The organism is Bradyrhizobium sp. 17, assembly GCF_023073515.1.
Taxonomy (GTDB): domain Bacteria; phylum Pseudomonadota; class Alphaproteobacteria; order Rhizobiales; family Xanthobacteraceae; genus Bradyrhizobium; species Bradyrhizobium canariense_D.
On record NZ_JADPJQ010000123.1, the window covers coordinates 1 to 24,427 of the forward strand.

At 62.4% G+C, this 24,427-nt stretch carries 19 protein-coding genes and 1 pseudogene; 5 read left to right on the plus strand and 15 right to left on the minus strand.

The window, feature by feature from the left end; translation table 11 throughout:
* The 7 genes from IVB13_RS30000 to IVB13_RS30030 all read right to left on the minus strand — a co-directional run.
* Positions 1 to 1,359 (minus strand): M10 family metallopeptidase (locus IVB13_RS30000; protein ID WP_247491061.1); only part of this gene is annotated, 1,359 nt, incomplete at its 3' end.
* Between the two features lie 461 nt (positions 1,360 to 1,820).
* Positions 1,821 to 2,744, minus strand: a complete 924-nt coding sequence (locus IVB13_RS30005; RefSeq protein ID WP_247491063.1) for a glycosyltransferase family 1 protein — start codon at positions 2,742 to 2,744, stop codon at positions 1,821 to 1,823.
* A gap of 262 nt (positions 2,745 to 3,006) precedes the next feature.
* Complete coding sequence (locus IVB13_RS30010; protein ID WP_247456294.1) at positions 3,007 to 3,939, minus strand: SDR family oxidoreductase; 933 nt, start codon at positions 3,937 to 3,939, stop codon at positions 3,007 to 3,009.
* A 77-nt stretch (positions 3,940 to 4,016) separates the two neighbouring features.
* The gene (locus tag IVB13_RS30015; RefSeq protein ID WP_247456295.1) at positions 4,017 to 4,637 is read right to left on the minus strand and encodes an acyltransferase; all 621 of its coding nucleotides are present in this window, start codon (positions 4,635 to 4,637) and stop codon (positions 4,017 to 4,019) included.
* Positions 4,638 to 4,747: 110 nt separating this feature from the next.
* Positions 4,748 to 5,836 carry a glycosyltransferase gene (locus IVB13_RS30020; protein WP_247456296.1) on the minus strand — a complete coding sequence of 363 codons (1,089 nt, stop codon included), beginning with the start codon at positions 5,834 to 5,836 and terminating at the stop codon, positions 4,748 to 4,750.
* Positions 5,837 to 5,839: 3 nt separating this feature from the next.
* Positions 5,840 to 7,678 carry an asparagine synthase (glutamine-hydrolyzing) gene (gene asnB, locus IVB13_RS30025; protein ID WP_247456297.1) on the minus strand — a complete coding sequence of 613 codons (1,839 nt, stop codon included), beginning with the start codon at positions 7,676 to 7,678 and terminating at the stop codon, positions 5,840 to 5,842.
* A 3-nt stretch (positions 7,679 to 7,681) separates the two neighbouring features.
* Positions 7,682 to 9,235, minus strand: a complete 1,554-nt coding sequence (locus IVB13_RS30030; RefSeq protein ID WP_247491073.1) for an oligosaccharide flippase family protein — start codon at positions 9,233 to 9,235, stop codon at positions 7,682 to 7,684.
* Positions 9,236 to 9,505: 270 nt separating this feature from the next.
* On the opposite strand from IVB13_RS30030, the gene IVB13_RS30035 reads away from it, so the two are divergent.
* Both IVB13_RS30035 and IVB13_RS30040 read left to right on the plus strand, forming a co-directional pair.
* The gene (locus tag IVB13_RS30035; protein ID WP_247456299.1) at positions 9,506 to 9,820 is read left to right on the plus strand and encodes a hypothetical protein; all 315 of its coding nucleotides are present in this window, start codon (positions 9,506 to 9,508) and stop codon (positions 9,818 to 9,820) included.
* 134 nt (positions 9,821 to 9,954) lie between these two features.
* A complete protein-coding gene (locus IVB13_RS30040; protein WP_247456300.1) occupies positions 9,955 to 11,148 on the plus strand; it encodes a CoA transferase in 1,194 nt (397 codons plus the stop codon).
* A 97-nt stretch (positions 11,149 to 11,245) separates the two neighbouring features.
* On the opposite strand, the gene IVB13_RS30045 is transcribed toward IVB13_RS30040, so the two are convergent.
* From IVB13_RS30045 to IVB13_RS30070, 6 genes are all read right to left on the minus strand, one after another.
* Positions 11,246 to 12,121 (minus strand): outer membrane beta-barrel protein, encoded by an 876-nt coding sequence (locus tag IVB13_RS30045; RefSeq protein WP_247456301.1) that lies wholly within the window; start codon positions 12,119 to 12,121, stop codon positions 11,246 to 11,248.
* 140 nt (positions 12,122 to 12,261) lie between these two features.
* A complete protein-coding gene (locus IVB13_RS30050) occupies positions 12,262 to 13,779 on the minus strand; it encodes a tripartite tricarboxylate transporter permease (protein WP_247456302.1) in 1,518 nt (505 codons plus the stop codon).
* A gap of 12 nt (positions 13,780 to 13,791) precedes the next feature.
* A complete protein-coding gene (locus IVB13_RS30055; RefSeq protein WP_247456303.1) occupies positions 13,792 to 14,334 on the minus strand; it encodes a tripartite tricarboxylate transporter TctB family protein in 543 nt (180 codons plus the stop codon).
* Between the two features lie 184 nt (positions 14,335 to 14,518).
* Positions 14,519 to 15,493, minus strand: a complete 975-nt coding sequence (locus IVB13_RS30060; protein WP_247491065.1) for a tripartite tricarboxylate transporter substrate-binding protein — start codon at positions 15,491 to 15,493, stop codon at positions 14,519 to 14,521.
* Positions 15,494 to 15,645: 152 nt separating this feature from the next.
* Positions 15,646 to 16,443 (minus strand): enoyl-CoA hydratase/isomerase family protein, encoded by a 798-nt coding sequence (locus IVB13_RS30065; protein WP_027519069.1) that lies wholly within the window; start codon positions 16,441 to 16,443, stop codon positions 15,646 to 15,648.
* Between the two features lie 44 nt (positions 16,444 to 16,487).
* Complete coding sequence (locus IVB13_RS30070; protein WP_247491067.1) at positions 16,488 to 17,687, minus strand: aminotransferase class V-fold PLP-dependent enzyme; 1,200 nt, start codon at positions 17,685 to 17,687, stop codon at positions 16,488 to 16,490.
* A 218-nt stretch (positions 17,688 to 17,905) separates the two neighbouring features.
* On the opposite strand from IVB13_RS30070, the gene IVB13_RS30075 reads away from it, so the two are divergent.
* Together IVB13_RS30075 and IVB13_RS30080 are read left to right on the plus strand one after the other, a co-directional pair.
* Positions 17,906 to 20,917, plus strand: a complete 3,012-nt coding sequence (locus tag IVB13_RS30075) for an FAD-binding and (Fe-S)-binding domain-containing protein (RefSeq protein WP_247491069.1) — start codon at positions 17,906 to 17,908, stop codon at positions 20,915 to 20,917.
* Entirely contained in the window at positions 20,910 to 21,338 is a 429-nt protein-coding gene (locus IVB13_RS30080) for a heme-binding protein (protein WP_247384960.1), read from the plus strand. Before IVB13_RS30075 ends, IVB13_RS30080 begins: the two co-directional genes overlap by 8 nt.
* A gap of 1,256 nt (positions 21,339 to 22,594) precedes the next feature.
* Here IVB13_RS30080 and IVB13_RS30085 read toward each other — a convergent pair.
* Positions 22,595 to 22,831, minus strand: coding sequence for a hypothetical protein (locus tag IVB13_RS30085; RefSeq protein ID WP_247491071.1), 237 nt, complete (start codon positions 22,829 to 22,831; stop codon positions 22,595 to 22,597).
* Between the two features lie 166 nt (positions 22,832 to 22,997).
* On the opposite strand from IVB13_RS30085, the pseudogene IVB13_RS30090 reads away from it, so the two are divergent.
* Positions 22,998 to 23,231, plus strand: a pseudogene (locus IVB13_RS30090) (SOS response-associated peptidase); the annotation flags it as partial.
* A gap of 115 nt (positions 23,232 to 23,346) precedes the next feature.
* Here the strand turns inward: IVB13_RS30090 and IVB13_RS30095 are convergent.
* Positions 23,347 to 23,562 carry a hypothetical protein gene (locus IVB13_RS30095; RefSeq protein ID WP_247441475.1) on the minus strand — a complete coding sequence of 72 codons (216 nt, stop codon included), beginning with the start codon at positions 23,560 to 23,562 and terminating at the stop codon, positions 23,347 to 23,349.
* Positions 23,563 to 24,427: the final 865 nt, after the last annotated feature.

Sequence of the window (24,427 nt, forward strand, 5' to 3'; positions counted from 1 at the left end):
GCCCGTACCGCCGCTGACCGGATCGAGAAAATAGTAGCTGCCGATCTGGTCCAGTTTGGTCGAGCCGGCGCTCTCAATGACGATCGGCGGGATCATCGAGGAGGCCGCGATCGTCCGATCCGCAAAATGGAAATACTCAACCGCAGTGACCTTATCAATGCCCTCCGGTGAACCGGCGCGCTGATCGCTTATCGTGAAGGTCTGCGAACTTGCGTTGTAGCTGAGTGTGTAGTTCGCATTGTTGCCCAAATACACAGCGGTGTCGGTGCCAGAGCCGCCGATGATGGTGTCGTTGCCGCCGCCGCCAGTGATCGTATCGTTGCCCGCTCCGCCGTTCAGCGTGTTAGCGATGGCGTTGCCGACGATGGTGTCGCTGCCGCTGCCGCCGCTGGCGTTGTCGATGTAGGAACGCGCGTCGTTGTTGTAGAGATAGGCATTGTAGACGTTACCCGACGCGTAATGGCCGTTTCCGAGATTGGCGAGTTGAACCGACGAGAGCACGGACGACGCGCCTGGATTGAGATTGATGCTCAGGTTCGTCGTATAGTTCGACAGGTCGTAGGTATCGACGCCCCCACCGTCCCAGATCGTCTCGTAGATGCGATTGGCCGAGCCACCGGCACCGCCATTGTCGGCCGGCTGGCCAACGCCGTTGATGAACTCCTGCCCGGTGGTCGGGCTCCAACTATAGACGGTGGTCCCGCCTTGGGTGGTGTAGTCCGCGCCGTACATCGTCTGCAGCGCGAGAATATCGTTGGCCATATAGGTCTGCGAATATCCGTAAGCTTCGTTGGTGTAGCCGCCCGTGGTCGAAGCGCCGACATAGCTGCGATAGCTCATGACGGTGTATTCGCTGTCATCATGCGCGCTCGGCACCGCGACATTGCCGGGGCCGCCCGCTTCCTGACTGTGCTTCAGGCCAAGGGCGTGTCCGAGCTCGTGCAACGCAGTCGTGAAATAGTAATTGCCGAGCGCAGCCTGCGAATAATTGTAGGCGGTTCCGAACCACACGTCGCCGCCGGACGCGTAATTGCCGGGGTAATAGGCGTAGGATGTCGGATTGGCCGCCGGCGACTGCGCGACCATGATGTCGGCGCCGTTCGTCCCGGCGTACTGGATGCTGGCGTTGGTGTAGCCGAGGATCAGTCCGATTGCGTAATTGATCGCCGCCTGCATCTGACTCGGCGCGGAGGCAAAACCCGAAGTCGTCGGCTCACTGCTGCCGCCGCTGTAGGGACTGGCGTAGTCGCTTGCAGCGTCCGGAAAGCTGTAGCGAATCGTGCCGGACCATTTGTAGCCTGACAGCAGGCCATCAATGTCGGCATTGTTAGTGGCACTTACGTTGACAGCGGTGGCCAAGGGAATCTCCGAAGCAGCAACCCCGGCTCGATTCGGGGCCCGGACAGATGATTCTAGCTTGAGAGTTAAACGTTTGGTTTAAATTAGGCGGCCGAGCCCAACCTCTTTCCATAAGGCCGTGTTATCCATCAAATCCCGTATTCATACGGGCCAGAACAATAACGTCGGTTCCGGCGACCTGCGTGTTGCAAGCGAGGGCGGATCTGGTGGCGATCAAATCGGCGCGGCCTCGGAATCACAGACCGCAACGGGCTTGCCCCCACGATGTGGTCACCGCCCAACACGTCATAATGACGTTTGGCAATGCGCCCGCATCCGAGCGGGTCGAATCAAGACTTCCCGCCGTCGCCCTGGAGGGCTTGAAAGCCCAAAGTACGCATTTTCCGGTAAACCCGACTTGTTTCTATCCCAACAACACGAAAATCAAGGCAGAAGAAGACCCCTTTTGGGTGGGCTCAGCACTACTTTGCCCCTGTGCCGCGGGCAACTTCGGTTGCAAGGTGGACGAAATCCGCGACGAACGCCCGTACCCGATCATCAAGATCCGGCTGCAGCTGCCGAACGACTGCATCCGGCGCGCTTCCTGCTGCATCCCGAATGTGGTCGGCCAGCACCTTGGCATCGTCGGCCACGAAATATCGCGCCTTACCACCGGTCTGCTCGCGATGGACATCGATGTCGGACAGGATCATCGGGACGCCAAACGACTTGGCTTCTTCGACAGTCGTGCTCCACCCCTCGCACTCGGAAGGATTAATGAGAGCTATCGATGCGCGCAAGAGCGCGTAGACTTGATCCAGTGGAATCATTCCGAGATGCCTAAAATTCGTCTCGAGACCACGCGACTTGACCTCACTCATGGTCCTCTCGAAAAGATCGGATTCACGGAAGTCCGTACTTCCGGATGCTGCGACGACGACGTCGAGTCCCTGGCTTTTCAGCAGATCAAGCGCATCGACCACGATCTGGTGATTCTTGTGCCGCCAGAACTGGTTTGGCAGGTAGAAATACCGTGACGGAAGACCATAATGCGCAATCACGTCGGACGGATGCGTGGCGAGCAGACTGGCGGGCGGATCGGTTGCAAACCGGACGACCGAGATGCCGTTCGAATTGCCAGGATAGAACCTATTGAGATCGCCGAGCGCCGTTGCGCTGCTCAACATGATGTGCCGGCCCGATGCGATCTGAACCCGAAAGCCGAGATCACGTCGCCAATATGCACGCCTAGAGAACAGATGCGGGAGTAGTCGATGCTGGAAATCCGGGAACCAGGCGACCGCCGGAAATGGCAGGCGCCAGCCAAAGAAGCGCGCGGATTCGAACACCATGTCGATCTTGCTGGCCGTGAACGCGGCGACGGCAGGTGCGTCCAAACCAAACACGATCGCGCGGGCGAGGTCCGTCGCGCGGGCAAGACCGGTCGCAGCGTGATCGAACACCGGCGAGCGCACGACCTCAACGCCAGGAATGCCGGCCAGCGCCGCGATCTCCTCGGGATCGTCCGCCGTTCCGGCAAACAGCACGGGTACCACCGTCCCCGGAGAATGCCGGTTGAGCACCTCGAACAGATTGCGTTGATAGTTATAGCCACCCGCCCATAGTCGACGTGGGATGTTGGTGAATGCAATCCGCAGGGGCGCGCGCTCAGGCACGAGCCTGGCTCCTGAACCATTCGACGTAGTCGGCCAGACCGCGCTCCAGCGGGATACGCCAATCGAAATTCATGTCGAGCACGCGCCCGTTGTCCGCCAGCAAGCTCGTCGGGTCCCCTGGCCGAGCGACGCCGGAAAAGCGCGCGACCGTTTTGCTGTCCCAATGCCTGATCAGTCCCTCGGCAATATCAGCAACCCTCACGCCGCGCCCCGAACCGCCATTGATCACGCCAAAATCGTCCTGCCAGTCCACCTCCGCGACGCGCGCCAGCAAGCGAACGACGTCGCGAACGTCGGTCCAATCCCTGATCTCGGCGCCCGTCCCTCCGAGATGCAGCGTTTCTACCCCGCTCCGCAGCCGAGAGCAGATATCCCAGAGCAGTTGCTTGCGAAGGTCGGGACCGTAGACTGAGAACAGTCGTACGACCATGCAGTGAATGCCGAAGCTCTGGACGTAACTTCGGCACAGCTGCTCCATGACCAGCTTGTGGTGTCCGTAGGGCGACATCGGCAGAAGCGCCGCGCTCTCGGGAATCGGACCGGTGTGATCGGCGCCGTAGACCGCAGCGCTCGACACCACGATCAGCCGGCTGCTGGGCGCAAAACTTCGAAGCCATTCGAGCAGACGCGCCGTGCTCGTCACGGTCCGCGAAAAATCCTCGAACGGGCGCGCGATCGACAGCCCGACCGACGATCCGCCAGCCAGATGGAAGACTCGCGACGGCAGCCCATGCAAGGCTGCGAGCGCGCTCAGATTGGCCGCGTCAACTTCGCCATTGATCCAGGTCTGCAAACCGAGAGCCTGGGCCTGGGCCGGATCGAGCGCGCCGTGACCGACGCCATGGACCACATGCCCGGCGCTCGTCAACTCGCGAACGAGATGACGTCCGATGAATCCGTTTGCACCCGTGACCCAGATGAACATCGAACTTTCTTGTGCTCAACTAGCCGCATTCCGATCGCAAGCCGGATCGGTAGCGATCTGACGCCTCACTGATTGCCTCATCGCTCATCCGAAGACAACTCCCTGACGAGGGTTGCGGGATTTCCAGCAACAATCGCGTAGGCCGGAACGTCCTTGGTGACGACCGCTCCTGCCGCTACGATGCCGCCCTCCCCAATCGTCACGCCACGCATGACCATCGCGCCGGCGCCGATCCAAGCGTCATCACCTATTTTAATCGGACGGTCATCAAGAAATACTTTTCTGGGGTGGCCCGCCGAAAAAATCTGCCTAGCCTGCTCGTGCCGCTCGGCGGCTTTGATCGGATGCGAGAGATTGTCGAATATATTCACGGCGTGTGAGATCAGGACCCGGTTGCCGATTTGGATTGACGCTCCCGACCAAATCCGCGTCCCTACGCCCACGTAACACCATTCTCCAATTGAAATCCGGCCGCCGTGACCGAGGACCATCAATTCACCCCTGATATGCGAATAGGGACCGATAACGATCTGATCGCTATCGCCAAGCGCGTTTCGGATCCTTGCGCAGTGAGCCAGAAAAGCACGCTCTTGCAGGCGGCAGGTGGCACGCCCGATGAGCCGCTGGGCGAGCAAATGGAGATTAATCCCGTCTATGAATCTTGCGCCGTGGCGCGCAAGCCCGCCGAGACTGGACATAAACGTTTCCTCCTATAGGCGCCGACACGTGCGCGCGAAAGTGCACAGAAATACCACCAAAAACACGTGCGATCTCCAATGGACGACGTTCGGCATGATGCGCCAAATGGCTAAAGACTCGCTACGATAGCTTGAAAAAGGCCCCACTGACGTGCCTTGGTATGGATATCATCAACCCGAATTCGCCCGTTGATTGCTATTTGCCGCACAGCGCTCCAGTCAGAGATAGCTCGCTCGATCTGTTCAAGGCAACTTTTCTCATCGCGATAGGCCAGCATCGTATCTTCAGCGACCATTCCCTCGGGATAGTTGCCAGCGTCCGAAACCAGCAGCGCACCACAACCCATGGCTTCGAAGCAACGCATGTTACCCCGATCCTGACCTGCCATATCGATCGCCCCGTTGAGGACGATCTTGGATCGTCCGATCAACTCGTAGAGCTCTCTCCCAAAGACCGGCGGTTTGGCGATTGCCGCAACTGTCCTCGGGCGCCGATATTTCTGGAGCGGCATCAGGTATCCGATTGAGCTCTCCGCGATCCTTGTCAACCGCGACGAGTCGAGACAATAGACGATCTTTCGGCTTCCAGCGAGGGCAGCAACCTTTTCGAGCGTTCTTGCACGCGCCGAATGATGCCGCGAGTAGCCGCCAACAAACAGCACGTCGATGGGGCGCTCATCCTGCACGTACTCGCTCATTACAGGATCAATCGCGGGTGAAAACCATTCCGCCCGGCACCCCTTGTCGCGCCAGGAATCGAGAATTGACGGGAAATTTCCGAGCACAGCTCCATAGGCAGTCAAGTCAGCGTTGCCCGACGGCGCCGCGCGCCAACATAGTGTCTTCCTCACACAGCCGGGCAGCCTGCGAACGAAGGAACTCGGAAATGCGACTGGATCGAGGTTGTAGAGCACTTCGGTTCTGTGATGCTCGATCTGTGCGAGCAGAATGTCTTCCGGCGTAGCTCCCGGGCGGACGCCATGCTCGCGTGCCCAGCGGCCTTGCAGACGACCATCGTTGGCGCAGGTCAGGAACGCACTCGCATCGCCTGCGAGCACAGGTTGTAGAAGGTGAAGTGCGCCGAAACGATCATCCAGAAACGTGTTACGCCGTTCGTGAAAACTTAGGCCTTCCGGTGCAAGGCGATCCAGGCGCGCGAGGTAGGACGGAGTGAGACCGCAGTTCTGAAAAACCCGCATATTCTAGACGTACCCTGCCAGAGTCCACTTCATATTAAGATAGGGCCAGATCCGCCCGACCGACTCCCAATCCCAGGACTTCGACGCCGTCAAACGGCCGACCGCCGCGCGCAGATCCGCTTCATCCACCAGTTCCGCAAACGTCGGCACATTCTTGTCCAGCAGGTCGGCCGCCCAGCCGGACAGCGGTCCGTTCAACCATTCCGGCATCGGCGAGTTGAAGCCGACCTTGCGGCGCGCGGTGCGAATGGACTCCGGCATCAAATTAGCCATCGCCCGCCGGGCAACAGCCTTGGTATAGCCGTCTGACGATTTGCTGCTGTCGGGAAGCGCCATCGTATAGGTCACCAGGCGCCAATCCATGAAAGGCATGCGGACCTCGACGCCGTGCGCCATCGAAAGGCGATCGAAGTTGCGCAGGATGGTGGGCAGCACCGTGCTGTGAAACATCCGATAGAGGCGCTTGTTCAAGCCACCCCATTCACGCGGCAGCACATCGTCCTCCGCGACCAGCGGGAGCGGGGCGGGAAGTTTGCGCAGACCACCGCGCAGAAAATACACGCCCTTCCGCTTTAAGGCCAACGCACGCAGGACGTCCACACAGCGCCGGGCCAGTTTCGAACGCGACGCGAGGTCCTCCGCCGCGTTCCGTATTCGGAATGCGGCCACTCGTCCTTCCTGCAAATAGCCGCCCATCAGCTCGTCGGCCCCGTGGCCATCGAGTGACACCGTCACGCTGTTTCGCGTCAACTGCCGATAGAGCAACCAAACGGCGCTGGGCAACGCGATGTAGACGTCGTCGAGATCGTCGAGAATCTGATTGATATCCGTCAGCGCATCGGCCTGTCCGATTTCGACAAAAGTTGGCCCGACATTGGCCCAGGCGGCGGCCTCCTCGGCCATCGGCCTCTCGTCGTTCAAGGCGCCGGGGAACGTAGCAACAAAGGCGTGACGCCATGCCGTGCTGTCGCGCGGACCCATGCCTTCCTTCTCGTGCGCCGCCATGGCGCAAATCACCGCAGACGAATCGAAGCCTCCGGACAGGCATGTTCCGATCGGCACATCGCTGCGCATGCGCAGGGCCACGGCATCCTGGAACAGCTCGCGAAAGCGCTCGACACGCTCGGCTTCGGTGGCCGGCACAGGCGGTAGATGATCTACGGTCCGCCACCAACGCTTAACCCTGACCTTGCTTTGGCGAAGCCACATGCAGTGGCCGCCCTGCAGGCGGCGAACCTGCCGAAACAGGGTCCGCTCGCTTCCTTCGATGCCGAAGGCATCGAGCAGCAGCCGGCGTGCAACCTCCATGTCGACGGAACTATCGATCAGTCCGCTCCGCACCAGCGCTCGTTGCTCGGAGGCGAAGATGAATCGTTCCGGTGACGCGGAATAGAGCAGCGGCTTGATGCCGAAGCGGTCGCGCGCAAGAAACAGCTCGCGGGTGCTGGTGTCGAAGATCGCCAGGGCCCACATGCCATTGAAGCGGGGCAGCATGTCTTCCCGCCAGGCCTGCCAGGCGGCCAGGATCACTTCGGTATCGGATTGGCTGCGGAACACCGCGCCCTGCGCCTCGAGCTCGCGGCGAAGCTCGAGGAAGTTGTAGATCTCACCGTTGAACACGATCACATGGCGGCCGTCCGCAGACAGCATGGGCTGATAGCCGCCCTCGCCTGGATCGATGATCGCCAGGCGGCGGTGGCCGAATGCGAGGCTTCGGTCTGCGCTGAACCACGTCCCCTCGCCGAACGGACCGCGGTGCGCGATCAGGCTGGTCAGCCGCGAGATGTCGGCCGGTTCGACCGCATTGCCACCCAGATTTACGATGCCTGCGATTCCGCACATGTCCTAGACAGCCTTGATGGGCAAGAAGCGATTGACGATCGAACGAATATCCTGCCGGCAAGCTCTTCGATACGGACCCAATTGCGACGCCGCAATTGCGATTGCGAAAATGATCGCGGCCGTCACGGACGAAACAGCTCCCACCGACCACCAGGACGGCGCGGGCTGGAATGGCGCGCGGTCGAGACCGTATCGCACCGCCAGCGCCGTCGCGATGCCGATGCCGAGCGGCATCAGCACGCAATGCACGATGCGCGGCCACATGCCGGCGAGGTCAAAACTACGGCGCAACAGGAAGACAATGGTCGTCATCTGCGCGATCATTCCGGCGCATGCGCTCCAGCCTGCGGCGTGCCATCCGAAGCGTGGCAATGCGATGGCGCTGGTTGCGAGTGTAACGACACCCGTGATCAAGGCGATGAGCGCGTTGGAGCGCGACCGCCCGTGCGCCAGCAAGTAAAAGCCGAAGACATTCGAGCTCGATCCGAGGATCCCGGCAATCGACAGGACGGCAAGAACCTGTGCAGCCTCGGCCGCGACCTCGGCGCCCGTCCAAACATACAGCAGCGGACCGGCCACGGGGATCAATCCGCCGAGCGCGCTTGCGGCCAGGACGTTGAGAATCCATGACGATCGGAACAGCAGATCGACCTTGCGGTCCTCGCTCTCCCCCTGCAGCGTGCTGAAGAAGGGGAACAGGATCTCGCCGACTTTCAGGATACCGATATAAGTCGCCTCCTGCAGGCGCTGCGCAACGCCGTAGAAGCCGACAAACTGCGGTAGCAGCAGCGCGCCAAGCAGATATCGATCGGCCTGCCCCGCAAGCAGCGCACCACCCTGTGCAGCAACTTGCCATCCGCCGAACCGAAGCAACCTGCCAAGCGCCTCCCGATGCAATGCTGGAGGCGCCAGCCACTGACGTATTTGGCCGCGACACCAAGCCAGCGCCAGCAGCAGGCCGATCGCCAACCCCAGCGCCTGGCAACCCAGGAATGTCGATGCGTATGGCGCGGCGGGGATCAGGAGGAGCATCGAAAGAGTCGAGACCACGGTGCTGACGATGCCGATCGAGGCGATCCGGCGATAGTCTTGCCGCGCGGTGAACAACGAAATGAAGACCGCCGATACACATTGGCATAACCAGCCGATACCGGCCAACGCAAACGCCAGCGAAAGATCCTCGGCGGCCGGACCGGCCAAATGAAATCCGAGACGCGCGAGCGGAGCCCCGGCCACCAAAAGGAAAATGGCGATCGGCCCGCCCGCGCCGACCGCGAGCATGGCCGCTGTCGCGAACAGGCGTCGCGCGTCGTCGCGGTCGGATTGCTCCAGTCGCTGTGCGAGCTCGCGCGACGTCGACAGTCCGAGCGCGTTGCTGAACACCAATGCTGGCGCAATGCATGCGGTGACAAGACCCGCGACACCGAATGCCGCGAGCCCCAGATGGGTGATCACGAACGGCAGGACGGCCAGATTTAGCACCACGGCCACCAAGAAAGCCATCGCATTCCACGCGGAATTCCCCAGCAGATCGGGAGGTCTTTTTTTCAACGCCATGCCAGCCACCCGGCCTTCACTGACCCGCCTTCACTGCCCCGCCTTCACTGCCGCGACGATCAGGGCTCCCCGTATCGCGAAACCGGGCTAGCAGCCAGCACGCGGAATGTCGATAGCCGCGGGGGCGCCTCGAACCCTCGCTAGATAAACCTTGCAGTCCTAAAAAACTCGCAAACGCGCTTGGTAAGGTTGGGTTAGCCATCAAATCGCGTATTCATAGGGTCAGCCAAAGATGTCGGTTCCGGCTACCTGCGTGTTGCGAGTAAACTCATGATACGACGTTCCCTCTCGGCCGGTCTGCTAGGCGCTCTGATGGCGCTCGCCGGGCCGGGCCATCTACCCTTCGGAGGACTGCCTGTCATGGTCGGCAAAGCCAACGCAGATGAAGGCGGCAAACAAGGCGGCACAGCGGGGCGCGCGCCCTCCGTTCCAATCGCCCGCGATCCCTCGGCTGCGGTCGCGGAGGAGTACGAATCCGCCCGTCGCAAGGGAACGCGGGAGGCGTTCGAGCTGTTCATTGCGCGCCACGGCGATGACCCGCTGGCCGAGCAGGCGCGCGCCGAGTTGAAACAGCTGGCGCGCTGATCCTTCGCGGGCGCCCCTCAGGCATTGCACTTCGACAGGCGGCATCCGCGCGGCCCAGACCTGCCGCGTGATGTCTTGCTGCATGGTCTTTCGGCACTATGGTAGGCCCGCAATCTGTCCCGGAGCCTTTCACGATGCCCTTTCCGCATGCCTCGGAAGCCCTGTCGCGCTTCACCGTGCTTGATCTGACCCGCGTCCGGTCCGGGCCCACCTGCGTGCGGCAGCTCGCGGACTGGGGCGCAAACGTGATCAAGATCGACGCGCTCACCGAGGATGCCGGCGGCGAACAGCCGGGCGGGCCTCGGCGGGGCTCCGACTTCCAGAATTTGCATCGCAACAAGCGGGCGATGACGCTGAACCTGAAGGACGAGCGTGGGCTCGCCGTGTTCAAGCGCCTCGCCGCCAAGGCCGACGTCGTGGTGGAGAATTTCCGCCCCGACGTGAAGAAGAAGCTCGGAATCGACTATGAGGGCCTCGCCAGGATCAATCCGCGCATCGTCTATGGCAGCATCTCCGGCTTCGGCCAGGACGGGCCCTACCACAAGCGGCCGGGCTTCGATCAGATCGCGCAGGGCATGGGCGGGCTGATGTCAATCACCGGCGCGCCGGGCGAAGGGCCGATGCGGGTCGGCATTCCGGTCGCCGACCTCACCGCCGGCCTGTTCTGCGCCATCGGCATCCTCACCGCGCTGCTGGAGCGCGAGGTCTCGGGCAAGGGCCAGTGGGTGCAGACCTCGCTGCTGCAGGCCCAGATCTTCATGCTCGACTTCCAGGCCGCACGCTGGCTGATGGAGAAGGAAGTGGCAAAGCAGGCCGGCAACAACCACCCGACCAGCATTCCGACCGGCGTGTTCAAGACCTCGGACGGCTACATCAACATCGCCACCACGGGGGGCCGGATCTGGGAGCGCTGCGCGCAGGCGATCGGCGCGCCGGAACTCTACAGCCATCCCGACTATCTGACCGCGCCGGCCCGCTCCAAGAACCGCGACGCGCTCAACGCCGAGATCGAGAAGCGTACCTTGACGAAGTCCACCGAGACCTGGGTCCGCGAACTCAACGAGGCCGGCGTGCCCTGCGGGCCGATCTACACCATCGACCAGATGTTCGAAGACGAGCAGGTCAAGCATCTCGGCATCGCGGAGGAGGTGCCGAATAACGAGGGTCGCGACATCCGCCTGGTCGGCCAGCCCGTGACGCTGTCGCGCACACCGAGCAGGATCGTGGCGCGGCCGCCGGAATTCGGCGAGCAGACCGACGAAGTGCTCAAGGAGTTCGGCTTCGGCGCGAACGAGATTGCACGGCTCAAAGAAGCAAAAGTAGTATAGGCCCCCTCACAACAGACGGACGCGTGTCCTGACATGACAAAGCCCGGCTTGAGGCCGGGCTCTGCCATTGAATGCGCAGGAAAGCCTGGGCCTTGCCTCAGTACTTGGCGACAACCGGTCCGGAAAACCGATAGTTCACACCGACGCGAACAATATTGTCGGTGAAGCGCGTGCCGAAGTTAGCCGTCGTCGTGGTCGTGGTCACGGTGTTGAAACCGACGCCGGGCGTGTTGAGCGCGTTGGTGACGGTGGTCGCGCTGGCCGAAGCTCCATTGAACGAGCCGAGATCCATGTAAAGATATTCGACCTTCACCGACCAGCTGCGGTCGATCGCGAACTCGCCGCCAGCACCGACGGTCCAGCCGGCGTTGGTGCCGCCCCAGCCAATTCCGACGGCCGGAGCACTCGCGTCCAGATGTCCATATGCCAAGCCTCCGGTCGCATACAGAAGGATGCGCGGAGAGGCGAGCCAGCCGACACGACCCCGCACGGTACCGAACCAATCTAGCTTGTAGTTGGCCGGAAACAGCGCCGAACCTGCCGGACAGCCAACCGCCACGCAGATAGTGCCAGTCGATTTCTCATCGCTGGCCTGAAGGTCGGCCTCGAGGCCCACGAGCCAATTGCTCTGCTGCCAGTTGTAACCGAATTGGCCGCCGCCGATGACGCCATCGACGTTGGAGCGGCCCCAGACCGGAACCGCGCCCAGCACCGTCACGACCGGAGCGCCCACCGGGGTCGGACCTGCCGTACGGAATACTTGCGCGCTCGATACGCCGGTCAGCGTGCCGTCGTCGCGTTCGCGACCCCAGCTATAGCCGACGTTGCCGCCGACATAGAAGCCGCTCCAATTGTAGCCCGGATCGACCATGACCGGTGCCTTGACGTACGGCCTTGCCGCCAAATCTGCAGCTACCGCGCCCGTCGCGAACAGGGTCATCGCCGCCGCCATTCCCATCACAATCCGCTTCATCAAATTCCCCTCCAGCACCAATTATTCGCCCAAGATACGCGCGACGCGGCCGAAAGGCTGTCCCCCACTAGCAACAACCAGCAACATTCGCGCTGCGGATTGCCAGTATGATAATACCTTCGCCGCGCTGGACTCGCCGTCTAGTTCGGCGTCTGCTTCGCCCGCCGCGCCCAGCCAATGCGGCCCAGCACTCCGTCGATCACAGGCCAGAAAAGCAGCAGAATGGCCAGCGTCGTGATCGAGCCGACCAGGCCGTTCGACCAGAACACCTTGAGGTCGCCGCCGGCGCCGATCATCGACAGACGGAAGGCATCCTCGGCGCGGTTGCCGAGCACGAGCGCGAGGGTGAACGGTGCAAGCGGAATGCCGATCTTCTTGAAGGCATAGCCGACGACGCCGAAGCCGAGCATCAGCCAGATGTCGAACATCGCGTTCTGAATCGCATAGGCGCCGATCGCGCAGGACACCACGATCATCGGCGCCACCGCGGCGAACGGCACGCGCAGGATCGAGGCGAAGATCGGCACCGTCGTCAGCACCAGCACAAGGCCGACGACATTGCCGACATACATCGAGGCGATCAGACCCCAGACGAAGTCCTTGTGCTCGACGAACAGCAGCGGTCCGGGATTGAGCCCCCACACCATCAACCCGCCGAGCAGGATCGCGGCGGTGCCGGAACCGGGAATGCCGAGCGCCAGCATCGGTAGCAGCGCCGCCGTGCCGGAGGCATGCGCCGCCGTCTCCGGCGCGAACACCCCCTCGATGCGGCCCTTGCCGAAGCTCTCGGGATCCTTGGAGAAACGCTTTGCCAGGTTGTAGCCCATGAAGGAGGCCGCAATCGCGCCGCCCGGGGTAATGCCGAGCCAGCAGCCGATGAAGGAGGAGCGCAGCAGCGTCACCCAGTATTTCGGCAGGTCCTTCCACACAGCAAGCACGACGCGCAACGAAATGCTCGCCGCGTGTCCGCGCAGCGCCAGGCGCTCCTCCATCGTCAGCAGGATCTCGCTGATGCCGAACAGGCCGATGACGGCGACGAGGAAGTTGATGCCGCGGAGCAGCTCGGACGAGCCGAAGGTCATGCGCAGATTGCCGGACACCGTGTCCATGCCGATGCCGGCGAGCAACAGCCCCAGCGACATCGAGATGACGGTCTTGTGCTTGGCCTCGCGCCCTAGCCCGACGAAAGAGCAAAAGGTCAGCAGATACACCGCGAAGAACTCGGGCGGGCCGAACTTCAAGGCAAAGGACGAGATCATCGGGGCGAGGAAGGTGATCAGGAGCACCGCGACCAGTGAGCCGATGAAAGAGGACGTGAACGCAGCCGTCAGCGCCTCCGCCGCCCTGCCCTGCTGCGCCATCGGATAGCCGTCGAAGGTGGTCGCGACCGACCAGGCCTCGCCCGGGATGTTGAACAGGATCGAGGTGATCGCGCCGCCGAACAGCGCGCCCCAATAGATGCAGGACAGCATCACAATCGCCGAGGTCGGATCCATCGTGAAGGTGAGCGGCAACAGGATCGCGACACCGTTGGGTCCGCCGAGCCCGGGCAAAACGCCGACGAAGATGCCGAGCACCAGCCCGACCATCATCAGCACGAGCGTTTTCCACGTCAGCAGGACCGCAAAGCCGTGAAGCAAGAGACCGAAAGCTTCCATGGCGGGCTCGCCTTAGTGGCCGAAGGCCGCTTCGAGCGGCCCTTTCGGCATGATGACGTCGAAGGCGATGTCGAAGGTAACGAACATGATCGCCGTGAATACGACAGCGGTGAGCAGCGACTTCCACAGCGCGATCTTGCCGACGAGACGCATGAAGCTCGCGATCAGCAGGAAGCTCGCGACATAGAGGCCGAGAAACTGCGTCGCCAGGCAGAACAGCAGCGTCGGCACGAACACCGCCATGACGCGGCGGGCCTGCGCGCGCGTGACGAAGGTTTCGGGTGCACCGCGGTGCGCGACCAACGCCACGATCAGGCCGTAGAGGCTGGCACCACCGAGAATGACGGAGAGGTAGAACGGGAAATAGCCGGGCTCGGGCCCGGTCGAATCCCAGGAGGCGCCGGTGCGCAAATTGTCGTAGCCGAGCGTGGCGGCCAGCGCGAGCAACAGGAGACAGACGAATATCTCGATCGTGCCCGAGGAGACGACGGAAGGCGAGTCGTCTTCAGGGGCGGTCGGATCGTCGACGACGATTTCAAGATCGGTTTGGGGCATGAGCCGTTTGGGACGGAGTAAGTTCAATTCGCCCCTCTTCCCGCTTGCGGGGAGAGGATTGGGGTGAGGGGAGTGTCCGCGGTGACGGTGAGAGTTGGACTCGCGGAGAGAGCCCTCACCCGACCCTCCCAGCGCGAGCGAAGCTCGTCACGCCGCCGCAAGCGGGGAGAGGGAGAAGCCGAAGCTACTTCGCGACGAATCCGGCTTCCGTCATCAGCGACTTGTTGACAGCATCGTCCTCCTCGAGGAATTGCACCATGTCCTTGCCGGTGAGGAAGATCGGCTTCAGCGCCTGCTTTTCCATGTAGTCCTTGTATTCCGAGGTCTGCGTCACCTTGTGGAACAGCTCGACATAGAATGCCTGCTGCTCAGCGGCGACCTTGCCGGGCAGGAACATCGCGCGCAGCATCAGATACTGCACATCGACGCCCTCCTCCTTGCAGGTGGGGATGTCGGCCCAGGACTGCGTCTCCGTCACCTTGCTGGTGTAGGAGATTCGTTCCTTGTCGAACACGCAGAGCGGACGCACCTGGCCCGCGCGCCAGACCTCGAGATTTTCGGATGGATTGTTGACGTTGGATTCGGTGTGGTTGCCGACGAGCTGGGTCGCGGCCTCGCCGCCGGACTTGTAGGGCAGATAGGAGAATTTCGCACCGGTCTTCTGCTCGAGGAACACGGTCAGCACGTGATCCTCGCGCTTGGAGCCGGTGCCGCCCATCTTGAACGGGGCGCTCGCCGCCTTCGCGGCCGCGACGAACTCCTTCACCGTCTTGGGACCCGCGCTGTTGTCCCACAGCACGAACTGGTCGAGCGCGATCACCGAAACCGGGGTCAGCTCACGCCAGTTGAACGGGATCTTTGCCGACAGCGGCAGCATGTAGATCAACGAATAGGCGATCAGCACCTTGTTGGGGTCGCCCTCGCTGGATTTCATGTACATCAGCGCTTCCGCGCCGGAAGCCCCGCCCTTGAGCGAGACCACAATCGGCTGCTTCATAAGATTGTTCTTCTGGATCGCGGCCTGCATCATCCGCGCCATCTGGTCGGAGGCGCCGCCCGCGCCCGCCGCGACCACGATCTCGACCGGTTTGGTCGGCTCCCATCCCGCAAAGGCCGGTGTGCTCAACGATAGCGCCGCTGCGACGCCAACAGCTTGCATTAGAATTCGCACGAGTTTCGTCCCCTGGTTATTGTTGGCTTTGTTTGCCAGGAATCTATCGAGGCATTGTGCGGGCTAATGCGGGTGAGTTCAAGCAGGCGGGCTTGTCGCTACCTATGACTTTCGACTGACGAAGCCAAGCCGGAGATGCGCTACTTGCCCTTCCAGTTCGGCGTGCGCTTGTTGAGGAAGGCGTCCATTCCCTCGCGGAAATCTTCGCTCATATAGGCCTTGAGGATCAGATCCTCGCCCTCTTCGCGCGACAGCGTGCGGCGGATGCGGCGCACCGCCTCCTTGGTCGCTTCAAGCGTCAGCGGGGCGTGGCTCGCCACGAGCCTGGCGGTCTCGTCGGCGCGGCGCTGCAGCGTCTCGACGTCGGGAACGATCTCGTTGAGGAGGCCGAGGGCCAGTGCTTCCGGCGCCTCGACGAGGCGCGCCTTGAAGATCAGATCCTTGGTGCGGGCGGGGCCGACCAGCGAGACGACGCGGCTGATGTTCGACATCGACAGGCAGTTGCCGAGCGTGCGCGCGATCGGAAACCCGATGCGCGTCGTTTCAGTCCCGATGCGCAGGTCGCAGCACGCCGCAATTCCGGCTCCGCCGCCGGTGCATGCCCCTGCGATCGCCGCGATCACGGGCACGCGGCACTGCTCCAGCGTGCCGAGCACGCGGTCGATGCGGGCTTCATAGTCGAGCGCATCCTGCGCGGTCTTGAACGCACGGAATTGAGAAATGTCGGTCCCGGAGGCAAACGCCTTGTCGCCGGCGCCGGTCAGGATCAGCGCCTTGATTGAGCGGTCAGCGTTGATCTCCTGGCAAATCTCCGCCATGCGCTCGTACATGGCGAAGGTCAGCGCGTTGCGCGCCTGCGGGCGGTTGAAGGTGATCCGCGCGATGCCGTCCGTGACGGAGTAGAGCAGGTCTTCGTTGGCGGTCGTCGGTGCGTTCATCGCGCGCTCTCTTTTGTCGAAGTTGGTTCAGGCAAGCTGAGCCTTCAGGCCACCTGAGCCTTGGTCATCGGTACCACATCGCGTCCCTTCAGGACGTCCATGGCCGCCAATACGCCGCCGCTCCGGTGCGGGATCTTTGCAAGATCGAGGCCCATCTCGACGCCGGCGAGCGTGCCCATCAGCATCAGATCGTTGAAATGACCGATATGGCCGATGCGGAACACCTTGCCCTTGACCTTGTTCAGGCCGGTGCCGAGCGACATGTCGAAGTTTTCCAGCACCACCTTGCGGAAGGCGTCGGCATCGTGGCCGTCAGGCACGCGCACGCCGGTCAGCGCCGGCGAATGCGCGGCAGGATCGGCGCACTGCGTCTCCAGGCCCCAGACCTTGATCGCGGCACGGGTCGCCGCGCTGTGGCGCTTGTGGCGGGTCCAGACGTTCTCGAGCCCCTCCTCTTCCAGCATCTTGATCGCCTCGCGCAGGCCGTAGAGCAAATTGGTGGCCGGCGTATAGGGGAAGGTGCCGAGCTTGTTGAAGCCGATGACCTCCTGCCAATCCCAATAAGAGCGCATGCCGGGGTTGGCCTTGGCCACCGCGAGCGCCTTCTCCGAGACGGCGTTGAAGCCGAGGCCCGGCGGCAGCATCAGGCCCTTCTGCGAGCCGACGACCGAGACGTCGATGCCCCAGGCGTCGTGCTCATATTCCATCGAGCCGAGGCCGGAGATGGTGTCGACCATCAGCAGCGCCGGATGCTTGACGCGGTCGAGCAGCTTACGCACCTCGAGCGGCGGCGTCACGCAGCCGGTCGAGGTCTCGTTGTGGACGACGCAAACCGCCTTGATCGCGTGCTGCTTGTCGGCGGCAAGGCGCTTCTCGATCTCGGCGAGATCGGCACCACGGCGCCAGTCGCTCGGGATGAAGTCGACGTCGAGCTTGAACTTGTCGGCGATGCCGCGCCACAGCACGGCGAACTGGCCGGTCTCGCACATCAGGACCTTGTCGCCGGGCGCGAGCACGTTGACCATCGCAGCTTCCCAGGCGCCGGTGCCGGACGAGGGGAAGATGATCACGGGCTGCTTGGTGCGGAACACCCGCTGCATTCCGGCGAGGACGGCGAAACCGAGCTCGGCGAACTCCGGACCGCGATGGTCCAGCGTTGGCATGTCCATCGCCCGCAGCACCCGGTCGGGCACGTTGGTCGGTCCTGGAATCTGTAGGAAATGCCTTCCAGTATGCACGGTCATCGGCGTCCTTCCCGGTCTCTTGAGTCTGTCTTGGCTTTGAGCCCAGCTTGACTTCGAGCCCTTTGGCCTCAAGGGGCTGCGCAAGCCGCTCGAATATCACTATTCGCCGGACTTGTCCCTCGCCGGGCGGGGTCCGTCAATGCACAAGAAGCAGGGCTCGCCTTGCCAAGGGCCGTGACCGGAGGCAAGACGGGGTAGCGAACAGGCAAGAGCGGACCATGGCGGCGGAAGTGCCCGGAAAATCACAGGAATCGGCCAAAAAGGACGGCCTCGCGGCACGTCTGGCCCGGGAAGTGACCGGCGACGTCCTATTCGACGCTTTCAGCCGGGGCCGCTACGCCACGGACGCTTCATTCTACCAGATCGTGCCCACTGGCGTGGTGGTGCCGCGCACTATGGACGAGGCCCTCAAGGCGCTGGCGATCGCGCGCGACGAGGGACTGAAGGTGACCCCGCGCGGCGGCGGCACCTCCCAATGCGGCCAGACCGTCAATGACGGCCTCGTTGTCGATCTCTCAAAGCACCTCAACCGGATTCTGTCGCTCGACGTCGAAGGGCGCACCTGCGTGGTCGAGCCCGGCATCGTGCTCGACGACCTCAACCGCCAGCTGAAAAAGCACGGCCTCTGGTTTCCGGTCGACGTCTCAACGGCCTCGCGCGCCACCATCGGCGGCATGGCGGGCAACAATTCCTGCGGCGGCCGTAGCCTGCGCTACGGCACCATGCGCGACAACACGCTGTCGATGGAGGCCGCGCTTGCCGACGGCACGCTGAGCCGCTTCGGCGAGGTCTCGCGCGATCTCTCCGATCTCGATGCGAACGACAGCGCCCGCGCCCTGTTCCGCGACATGCTCGATCTCGGCGCCCGCGACGCCGGGGAGATCGCCGCGCGTTTCCCAAAAGTGCAGCGCCGTGTCGGCGGCTACAATCTCGATGCGCTGGTGCCGCGCAATGCGCGCAACAACATGGCCCACCTTCTCGTCGGCTCCGAGGGTACCCTCGCTTTCACCACCAAGGTCGAGCTGAAGCTGTGGCCCGTGATCCGCAACAAGGCGCTCGGCATCTGCCATTTCGGCAGTTTTTACGAGGCGATGGACGCGGCCCAGCATCTGGTCAAGCTGAAGCCGATCGCGGTCGAGCTGGTTGATCGCACCATGCTCGCGCTCGGCCGTGACATCGCGATGTTCCGGCCCATCATCTCCACCGCCATCAAAGGTGATCCGGATGCGGTGCTCGTGGTCGAGTTCGCCGAGGAGAATCAGGCGGACAACCTCGTACGCCTGAAGCAACTCGGCGAGTTGATGGGCGATCTCGGCTTCGGCTGGAATAACGACAAGCGCAAATGGGGCGGCGTGGTGGAAATCACCGAGCCCGCGCTCCAGAGCGGGATCGCCGATTTCCGCGCCGCCGGCCTCAACGTCATGATGTCGATGAAGCAGGAGGGTAAGCCGGTCTCCTTCGTCGAAGACTGCGCCGTGCCGTTACCACATCTCGCCGACTACACCGCGCGGCTGAGCGAGGTGTTTGCCAAGCACGGCACCAGCGGCACGATGTATGCCCACGCCTCCGAAGGCTGCCTGCATGTGCGGCCCGTGCTGAATTTGAAGCTGGAGAAGGACGTCAAGGCGATGCGGGCCATCGCCGAGGAAGCCTTCGAACTGGTGCGCGAATACAAGGGCTCGCATTCCGGCGAGCACGGCGATGGCCTGGTGCGCTCCGAATTCCACGCAACGATGTTCGGCGAGCGTCTCGTCGCCGACTTCCGCGAGGTGAAGCAACGCTTCGATCCCGATGGCGTGCTCAATCCCGGCAAGATCGTCGACGCTCCCAGGATGGACGATCGCTCGCTGTTTCGCTTCAAGCCTGAGTATCGCGTCGCTGAGCTCAAGACAAAACTCGACTGGTCGGCTTATCCCGGGGCCGGCGGCGGCTTTCAGGGCGCGGTCGAGATGTGCAACAACAACGGCGCATGCCGCAAGCTCGAGGGCGGCGTGATGTGTCCGTCCTACCGCGCAACACGCAACGAGAAGGACGTGACGCGAGGGCGCGCGAACACCTTGCGGCTCGCGATCTCCGGCCAGCTTGGCGCGGGCGCGCTCTCCTCCGACGAGATGATGGAGACGCTAAAGCTCTGCGTGTCCTGCAAGGCCTGCCGCCACGAATGCCCAACCGGCGTCGACATGGCCAAGATGAAGATCGAGGTGCTTGCCGCGCGCGCGGCCTCGCATGGCCTGACCTTGCGTGACCGCCTGGTCGGCTACCTCCCGCGCTATGCCGGCCTCGCGTCGCGCTTCGCGCCGCTGACGAATTTGCGCAACCGCAGCCCGCTACTGCGAAAGCTGTTCGAGCGCTTTGCCGGCATCAGCGCCCGCCGCGCGCTGCCCGCGTTCCGCAGCGACGTGTTCGTGCCGCCGGCCGAGGCGGTCGGGCCGGAAACCGGGCGCGAGGTGGTGCTGTTCGCCGACACGTTCAATCGCATCTATGAGCGCGAGAACCTCGAGGCCGCGTTGCGCGTGCTCGCGGCCGGCGGCTGTCGCGTGCATCTGCCGAAACCCGCAAGCGGCGGCCGTCGGCTGTGCTGCGGCCGCACCTTCCTGTCCGCCGGTCTCGTCGACGAAGCCAGATCCGAGCTCGATCGTCTTGTCGCCGCCTTCGCGCCCTTCGCCACGCGCGGCGTGCCGATCGTCGGTCTCGAGCCGAGCTGTCTTTTCACCCTGCGCGACGAGCTCGCGTCGCTGCGCAAGGACGACGACGCCAATGCCGTCGGCGCCCACGCGCTGACCTTCGAGGAATTCCTGGTGCGCGAGGCCGAGGCTGGCCGGCTGCAACTGCCGCTCGGCACCGTCGCCGACAAAGCCCTGGTGCACGGCCATTGCCATCAAAAATCCTTCGGCGCGTTTAAGCCGGTCGAGCAGGTGCTGCGCCTCATCCCTCGTCTTGAGGTCGAGACCATCGAGTCGAGCTGCTGCGGCATGGCCGGCGCCTTCGGTTATGGCGCAGACACCTACGATGCCTCGATCGAGATGGCCGAGCTCTCGCTGCTACCCGCCGTGCGGCGCGCAGACCAGAATACGCTGCTCGTCGCCGACGGCACCTCCTGCCGACACCAGATCCACGACGGCGCCCAGCGCGAGGCGCTTCACGTTGCGCGCGTGCTGGCGATGAGCCTTGATCGTGCGAAGACCCAATCCACAACCCCTCCCGTTGCAAAGGAAACCAGTCATGGCTGACCTCACCCTCGACATCGCTCGCAAGATCCTCGACGCCGCCTTCGCGAAATCCACCGAGCTGAAGCTGAAGCCGCTGGTGGTCACCATCCTCGACGCCCGCGGCGTGCTCAAGATCGCCGCGGCGCAGGATGGCACCAGCCTGATGCGTGCCGAGATCGCGCACGGCAAAGCCTATGGCGCGCTCGCATTGGGCATGGGTTCGCGCGCACTCTTCCAGCGCGCGCAGGAGCAGGCCTATTTCATCGACGCCGTGAACACCATGGCCAAGGGCGCACTGGTGCCGGTCCCCGGCGGCGTGCTGATCATGGACGGCACGACGCTTCTCGGCGCCGTCGGCGTCTCCGGCGACACATCCGACAATGACGAGGCGTGCGCGGTAGCCGGCATCCAGGCCGCGGGGTTGAAGGCCAACGCGGGATAGTGATCGTCCAACCCAGAGCTCCTGCGCTTCAAAAGACGTTATGGAGTGCGCCGCGTAGGATCGCTTGTCGGGGGTTCGAGTCCCTAGAGGGCTACCTACGTTCCCCCCCGACCGTTTCGGCCGAGTTCTTGGTCTCCGTGGCCTAACGGTTGGCGGTAGCTGGTGTCCCCTTCCTTCTCCCCTTGTGGGAGATTCGCGCGCAGCCTAACCGGTTGAAACGATGAGGAAAAGCTCGGCCGGTGTCCGTGTGGTAGATGAGACCGCACGACCGGGCATTTCGCTACTCGCCGCGCGCGGCTAACTAAGCGCGGTAATGGCAAGCGGAGAAGCGGCACATGGCATAGTCAGGGGGAAGAAGCGGCCTTCTTTTGCGTCATTAACGCTTCTCGACTACACCGAATTACGCTCATCGCTACCGGCAAGCACGGCTCCGGTCAGCGCATGACAATCTGAACTATCCGACGAGTGCCACGGTGACAGACCACCGCGTTGGGCTGCTCGACTTATCTTCCATGATCGAATGGATCATCCCCGCGACGGGCAATCCATTCAACACCACTACCGCCGTTTCGCCCCGATACTGGGCAAAGCGGCAGCGTCGGGCCTCTCGGGGGTCAGTGATTTCTATTGTTTGCATACAGCGCCAATGGTCGCAGTACGCGATACGGTTCTGCGACGATCCGCACCGTATCAGGGAAGCGTTAACCAAACCCTTTCGCCCCACCAGCCGGTGCTAGCGCCAATTAGACTTCGCTGAACTGAATACTGTCTCCTTCGCAGACAGTACTGAATGAGACCCTCGCGTTTGCGTGTTCGAAGCAAAATGCTTTTCCTTTCTCAGTTGTCTCCACCCACCAATCTGATTTCTGATCGCGCGCAATCTGCGCAGCATGTGTCCGCAAGCGGTCTAGCTCTCGTCCAGATGCTCTGACGACTATACAATATGTCATTAAGCCCCCTTTCATGTTGCACACAATCCACCCAATCCCGTAATAGGCCGTAATAAATTGACCCTGGACGCTGTCCTAATCGGGGATGATCCCACGTTCGCGCTTATCCATTAGCGTCCGCTCGATGCGCTCGGCTTGTTCCTTGGTCAAATTGACCGCCAGGGTGATCCCAACCACCGCTGGCCCCCTACGTTGCCGATCGTAAACCATCCAGCCCTTGCCCCCCTGCCGAACCAAGAACCTGGACGGAGGAGACCCCTTGTCGCGCTCTGTCATTGCCGATCCCGCATGTTTATCATCGGACCGTCACCTCAACATTTCAATGAGCGTTCTCCAGGCGAGCGCATCATTCGCCGCCAGAAGCGAACCGCCAAGCCTTGCCAAGTAGTTTGGCAACTCGCAATCGGGACGCGCGTTCATAGTCTCGACAAAGGAGGTGACCGAGTTCTTAAGATCACCTCGGTCGAGATGATCAAAAGCTCGCTGCTTGCGCCGCTTGACATATTTGTCGCGCGTCATCTCAATTAACAGGGAACGTTCCATTCCGCCTTCCCAACTGATGGCTGCTTCCAATAGTGAAGTTGGAGCGGAGTGGATTTGGCCCGTCTGTTCGAAACGCGACAAACGGATGCGCTTTTGATCGCAACTGTGGGAATTGGGACACAGACACACATCGCACGGCCTGTCGGCACCGGGCGGACCACGGCACAAGTTCAAGCCGGTCTCAGGCCCGCACCTTGTCTATAGTTTCCTGACGACTACGCCGAACGCCATGCTTGAACCGATCCATCCGAAGCCGATGCCGGTGATCCTCAGGACGGATAAGGAGCGCGATGTCTGGATGCGAGCGCCATGGATTGAGGCTAAGGCGCTGCAACGGCCGTTGCCGGATGATGCGCTCAGGATCGTGATGCGTGGGGCGGACAAGGAGGATAGAGCGGCAGCTCTAACGCGACAGCATTGGTCGGTTATCTCGTCGTTGCGTCGTCCAACCGCGCTAATCCAGCCTCGATCACGACGATCCCTTCCTCGATCTGCTGGGCCGATCTTCTTTGGCCTCAGCGTCCACTCGGCAGTTCTTCAGCTTCTTCCTTCGCCAACAGCAGGAGCATCTCGAGCCCCATCTCACCTTCTTGGGGCGAACTGATGAACCTGATCTCTTCTGCGCTCTCCTGAAGTATCGCAATCATGGCGACCGCTTGATGAGCTGTCGGCATTTCGGTCGCCCAAACATCTCGTGCGTTCTTACGTACAAATCCGATCGTATAGGACATCGCTCCCTCCCTGCAAAACCGCCGAAAAGTAGATCGCAAGAACGACGAGGATGCTAGCAGTAATGAGGGCAGTTGCGAGACTCATGCCCACAATTTCAAAAGGCATGCCGTCTTACTCGTTCCCGAAATGGAACATTAGCCGCAACACGGAACCCGGGACCGAGATGACACTGATGGAGCAGGGGCCTACCACCACCACCGCCGCGCACGGGCCGCCCGCCGTCGTTATCCGCAATACGTCATCGCGCGGTTGCACTGAAAAAGAACGTTCAGTTTAGCAGGCCCAGGCACAGCATGAATGTTCGAAAGCGGACAGACCTGGGTTTTGCGTCGGTCTAGGCTGTGATTGATACGTTTTAGATTGAACCACTAGGATCGTTGCGTTGTGCGTACTGTCCTTCTCATTTTCGGATTGTGGCTGCTCATCAACCTTCTCTTTGTTTTGCTTGTCGTCCCCTCGCGCAGGCCACGCCCCCTGCGAGACCGTCCGAGCGAAGACCATCCCCGGCCCCGATCCACGAGAAGGCCGCCGATAAGCCGGCGAGAGGTTGGACAAATCCGCTCGTGGCGCGCGGGCTGTCCACCCGTAAATTTCTCAAGCGTCGGCCACCAGGCTCACTGGTAAGGCAGGGCGGCAGGTTGGGGAGCGCCGCACCATGAAAACACAAAAGCCAAAGCAATGGGCCGAGCGCGAAGTCCAGCAATGTCCAAGCTCGCCCGGGCAGGCGCCGGCGTATCGAAGATAGCAGCCGAGCTGGGCCGTCACGCCGGATCAGTAAGGCGAATGGCGCGAACGATGTAAGCGTCGTTCTCAGGCCACGGCTTTGAGGGATTGCGCGCGATAGGCCCAGGGAAGCAGCTGATC

What these genes read in the sequence shown, in the direction of transcription:
- IVB13_RS30095 (WP_247441475.1), bottom strand. Translation starts at nt 23,562, where the DNA reads ATGTCCTATACGATCGGATTTGTACGTAAGAACGCACGAGATGTTTGG.
- IVB13_RS30065 (WP_027519069.1), bottom strand. Translation starts at nt 16,443, where the DNA reads ATGAACGCACCGACGACCGCCAACGAAGACCTGCTCTACTCCGTCACG.
- IVB13_RS30040 (WP_247456300.1), top strand. Translation starts at nt 9,955, where the DNA reads ATGCCCTTTCCGCATGCCTCGGAAGCCCTGTCGCGCTTCACCGTGCTT.
- IVB13_RS30030 (WP_247491073.1), bottom strand. Translation starts at nt 9,235, where the DNA reads ATGGCGTTGAAAAAAAGACCTCCCGATCTGCTGGGGAATTCCGCGTGG.
- IVB13_RS30010 (WP_247456294.1), bottom strand. Translation starts at nt 3,939, where the DNA reads ATGTTCATCTGGGTCACGGGTGCAAACGGATTCATCGGACGTCATCTC.
- IVB13_RS30050 (WP_247456302.1), bottom strand. Translation starts at nt 13,779, where the DNA reads ATGGAAGCTTTCGGTCTCTTGCTTCACGGCTTTGCGGTCCTGCTGACG.
- IVB13_RS30015 (WP_247456295.1), bottom strand. Translation starts at nt 4,637, where the DNA reads ATGTCCAGTCTCGGCGGGCTTGCGCGCCACGGCGCAAGATTCATAGAC.
- IVB13_RS30060 (WP_247491065.1), bottom strand. Translation starts at nt 15,493, where the DNA reads ATGCAAGCTGTTGGCGTCGCAGCGGCGCTATCGTTGAGCACACCGGCC.
- IVB13_RS30020 (WP_247456296.1), bottom strand. Translation starts at nt 5,836, where the DNA reads ATGCGGGTTTTTCAGAACTGCGGTCTCACTCCGTCCTACCTCGCGCGC.
- IVB13_RS30055 (WP_247456303.1), bottom strand. Translation starts at nt 14,334, where the DNA reads ATGCCCCAAACCGATCTTGAAATCGTCGTCGACGATCCGACCGCCCCT.
- IVB13_RS30070 (WP_247491067.1), bottom strand. Translation starts at nt 17,687, where the DNA reads ATGACCGTGCATACTGGAAGGCATTTCCTACAGATTCCAGGACCGACC.
- IVB13_RS30080 (WP_247384960.1), top strand. Translation starts at nt 20,910, where the DNA reads ATGGCTGACCTCACCCTCGACATCGCTCGCAAGATCCTCGACGCCGCC.
- IVB13_RS30075 (WP_247491069.1), top strand. Translation starts at nt 17,906, where the DNA reads ATGGCGGCGGAAGTGCCCGGAAAATCACAGGAATCGGCCAAAAAGGAC.
- asnB (WP_247456297.1), bottom strand. Translation starts at nt 7,678, where the DNA reads ATGTGCGGAATCGCAGGCATCGTAAATCTGGGTGGCAATGCGGTCGAA.
- IVB13_RS30085 (WP_247491071.1), bottom strand. Translation starts at nt 22,831, where the DNA reads ATGGAACGTTCCCTGTTAATTGAGATGACGCGCGACAAATATGTCAAG.
- IVB13_RS30045 (WP_247456301.1), bottom strand. Translation starts at nt 12,121, where the DNA reads ATGAAGCGGATTGTGATGGGAATGGCGGCGGCGATGACCCTGTTCGCG.
- IVB13_RS30035 (WP_247456299.1), top strand. Translation starts at nt 9,506, where the DNA reads ATGATACGACGTTCCCTCTCGGCCGGTCTGCTAGGCGCTCTGATGGCG.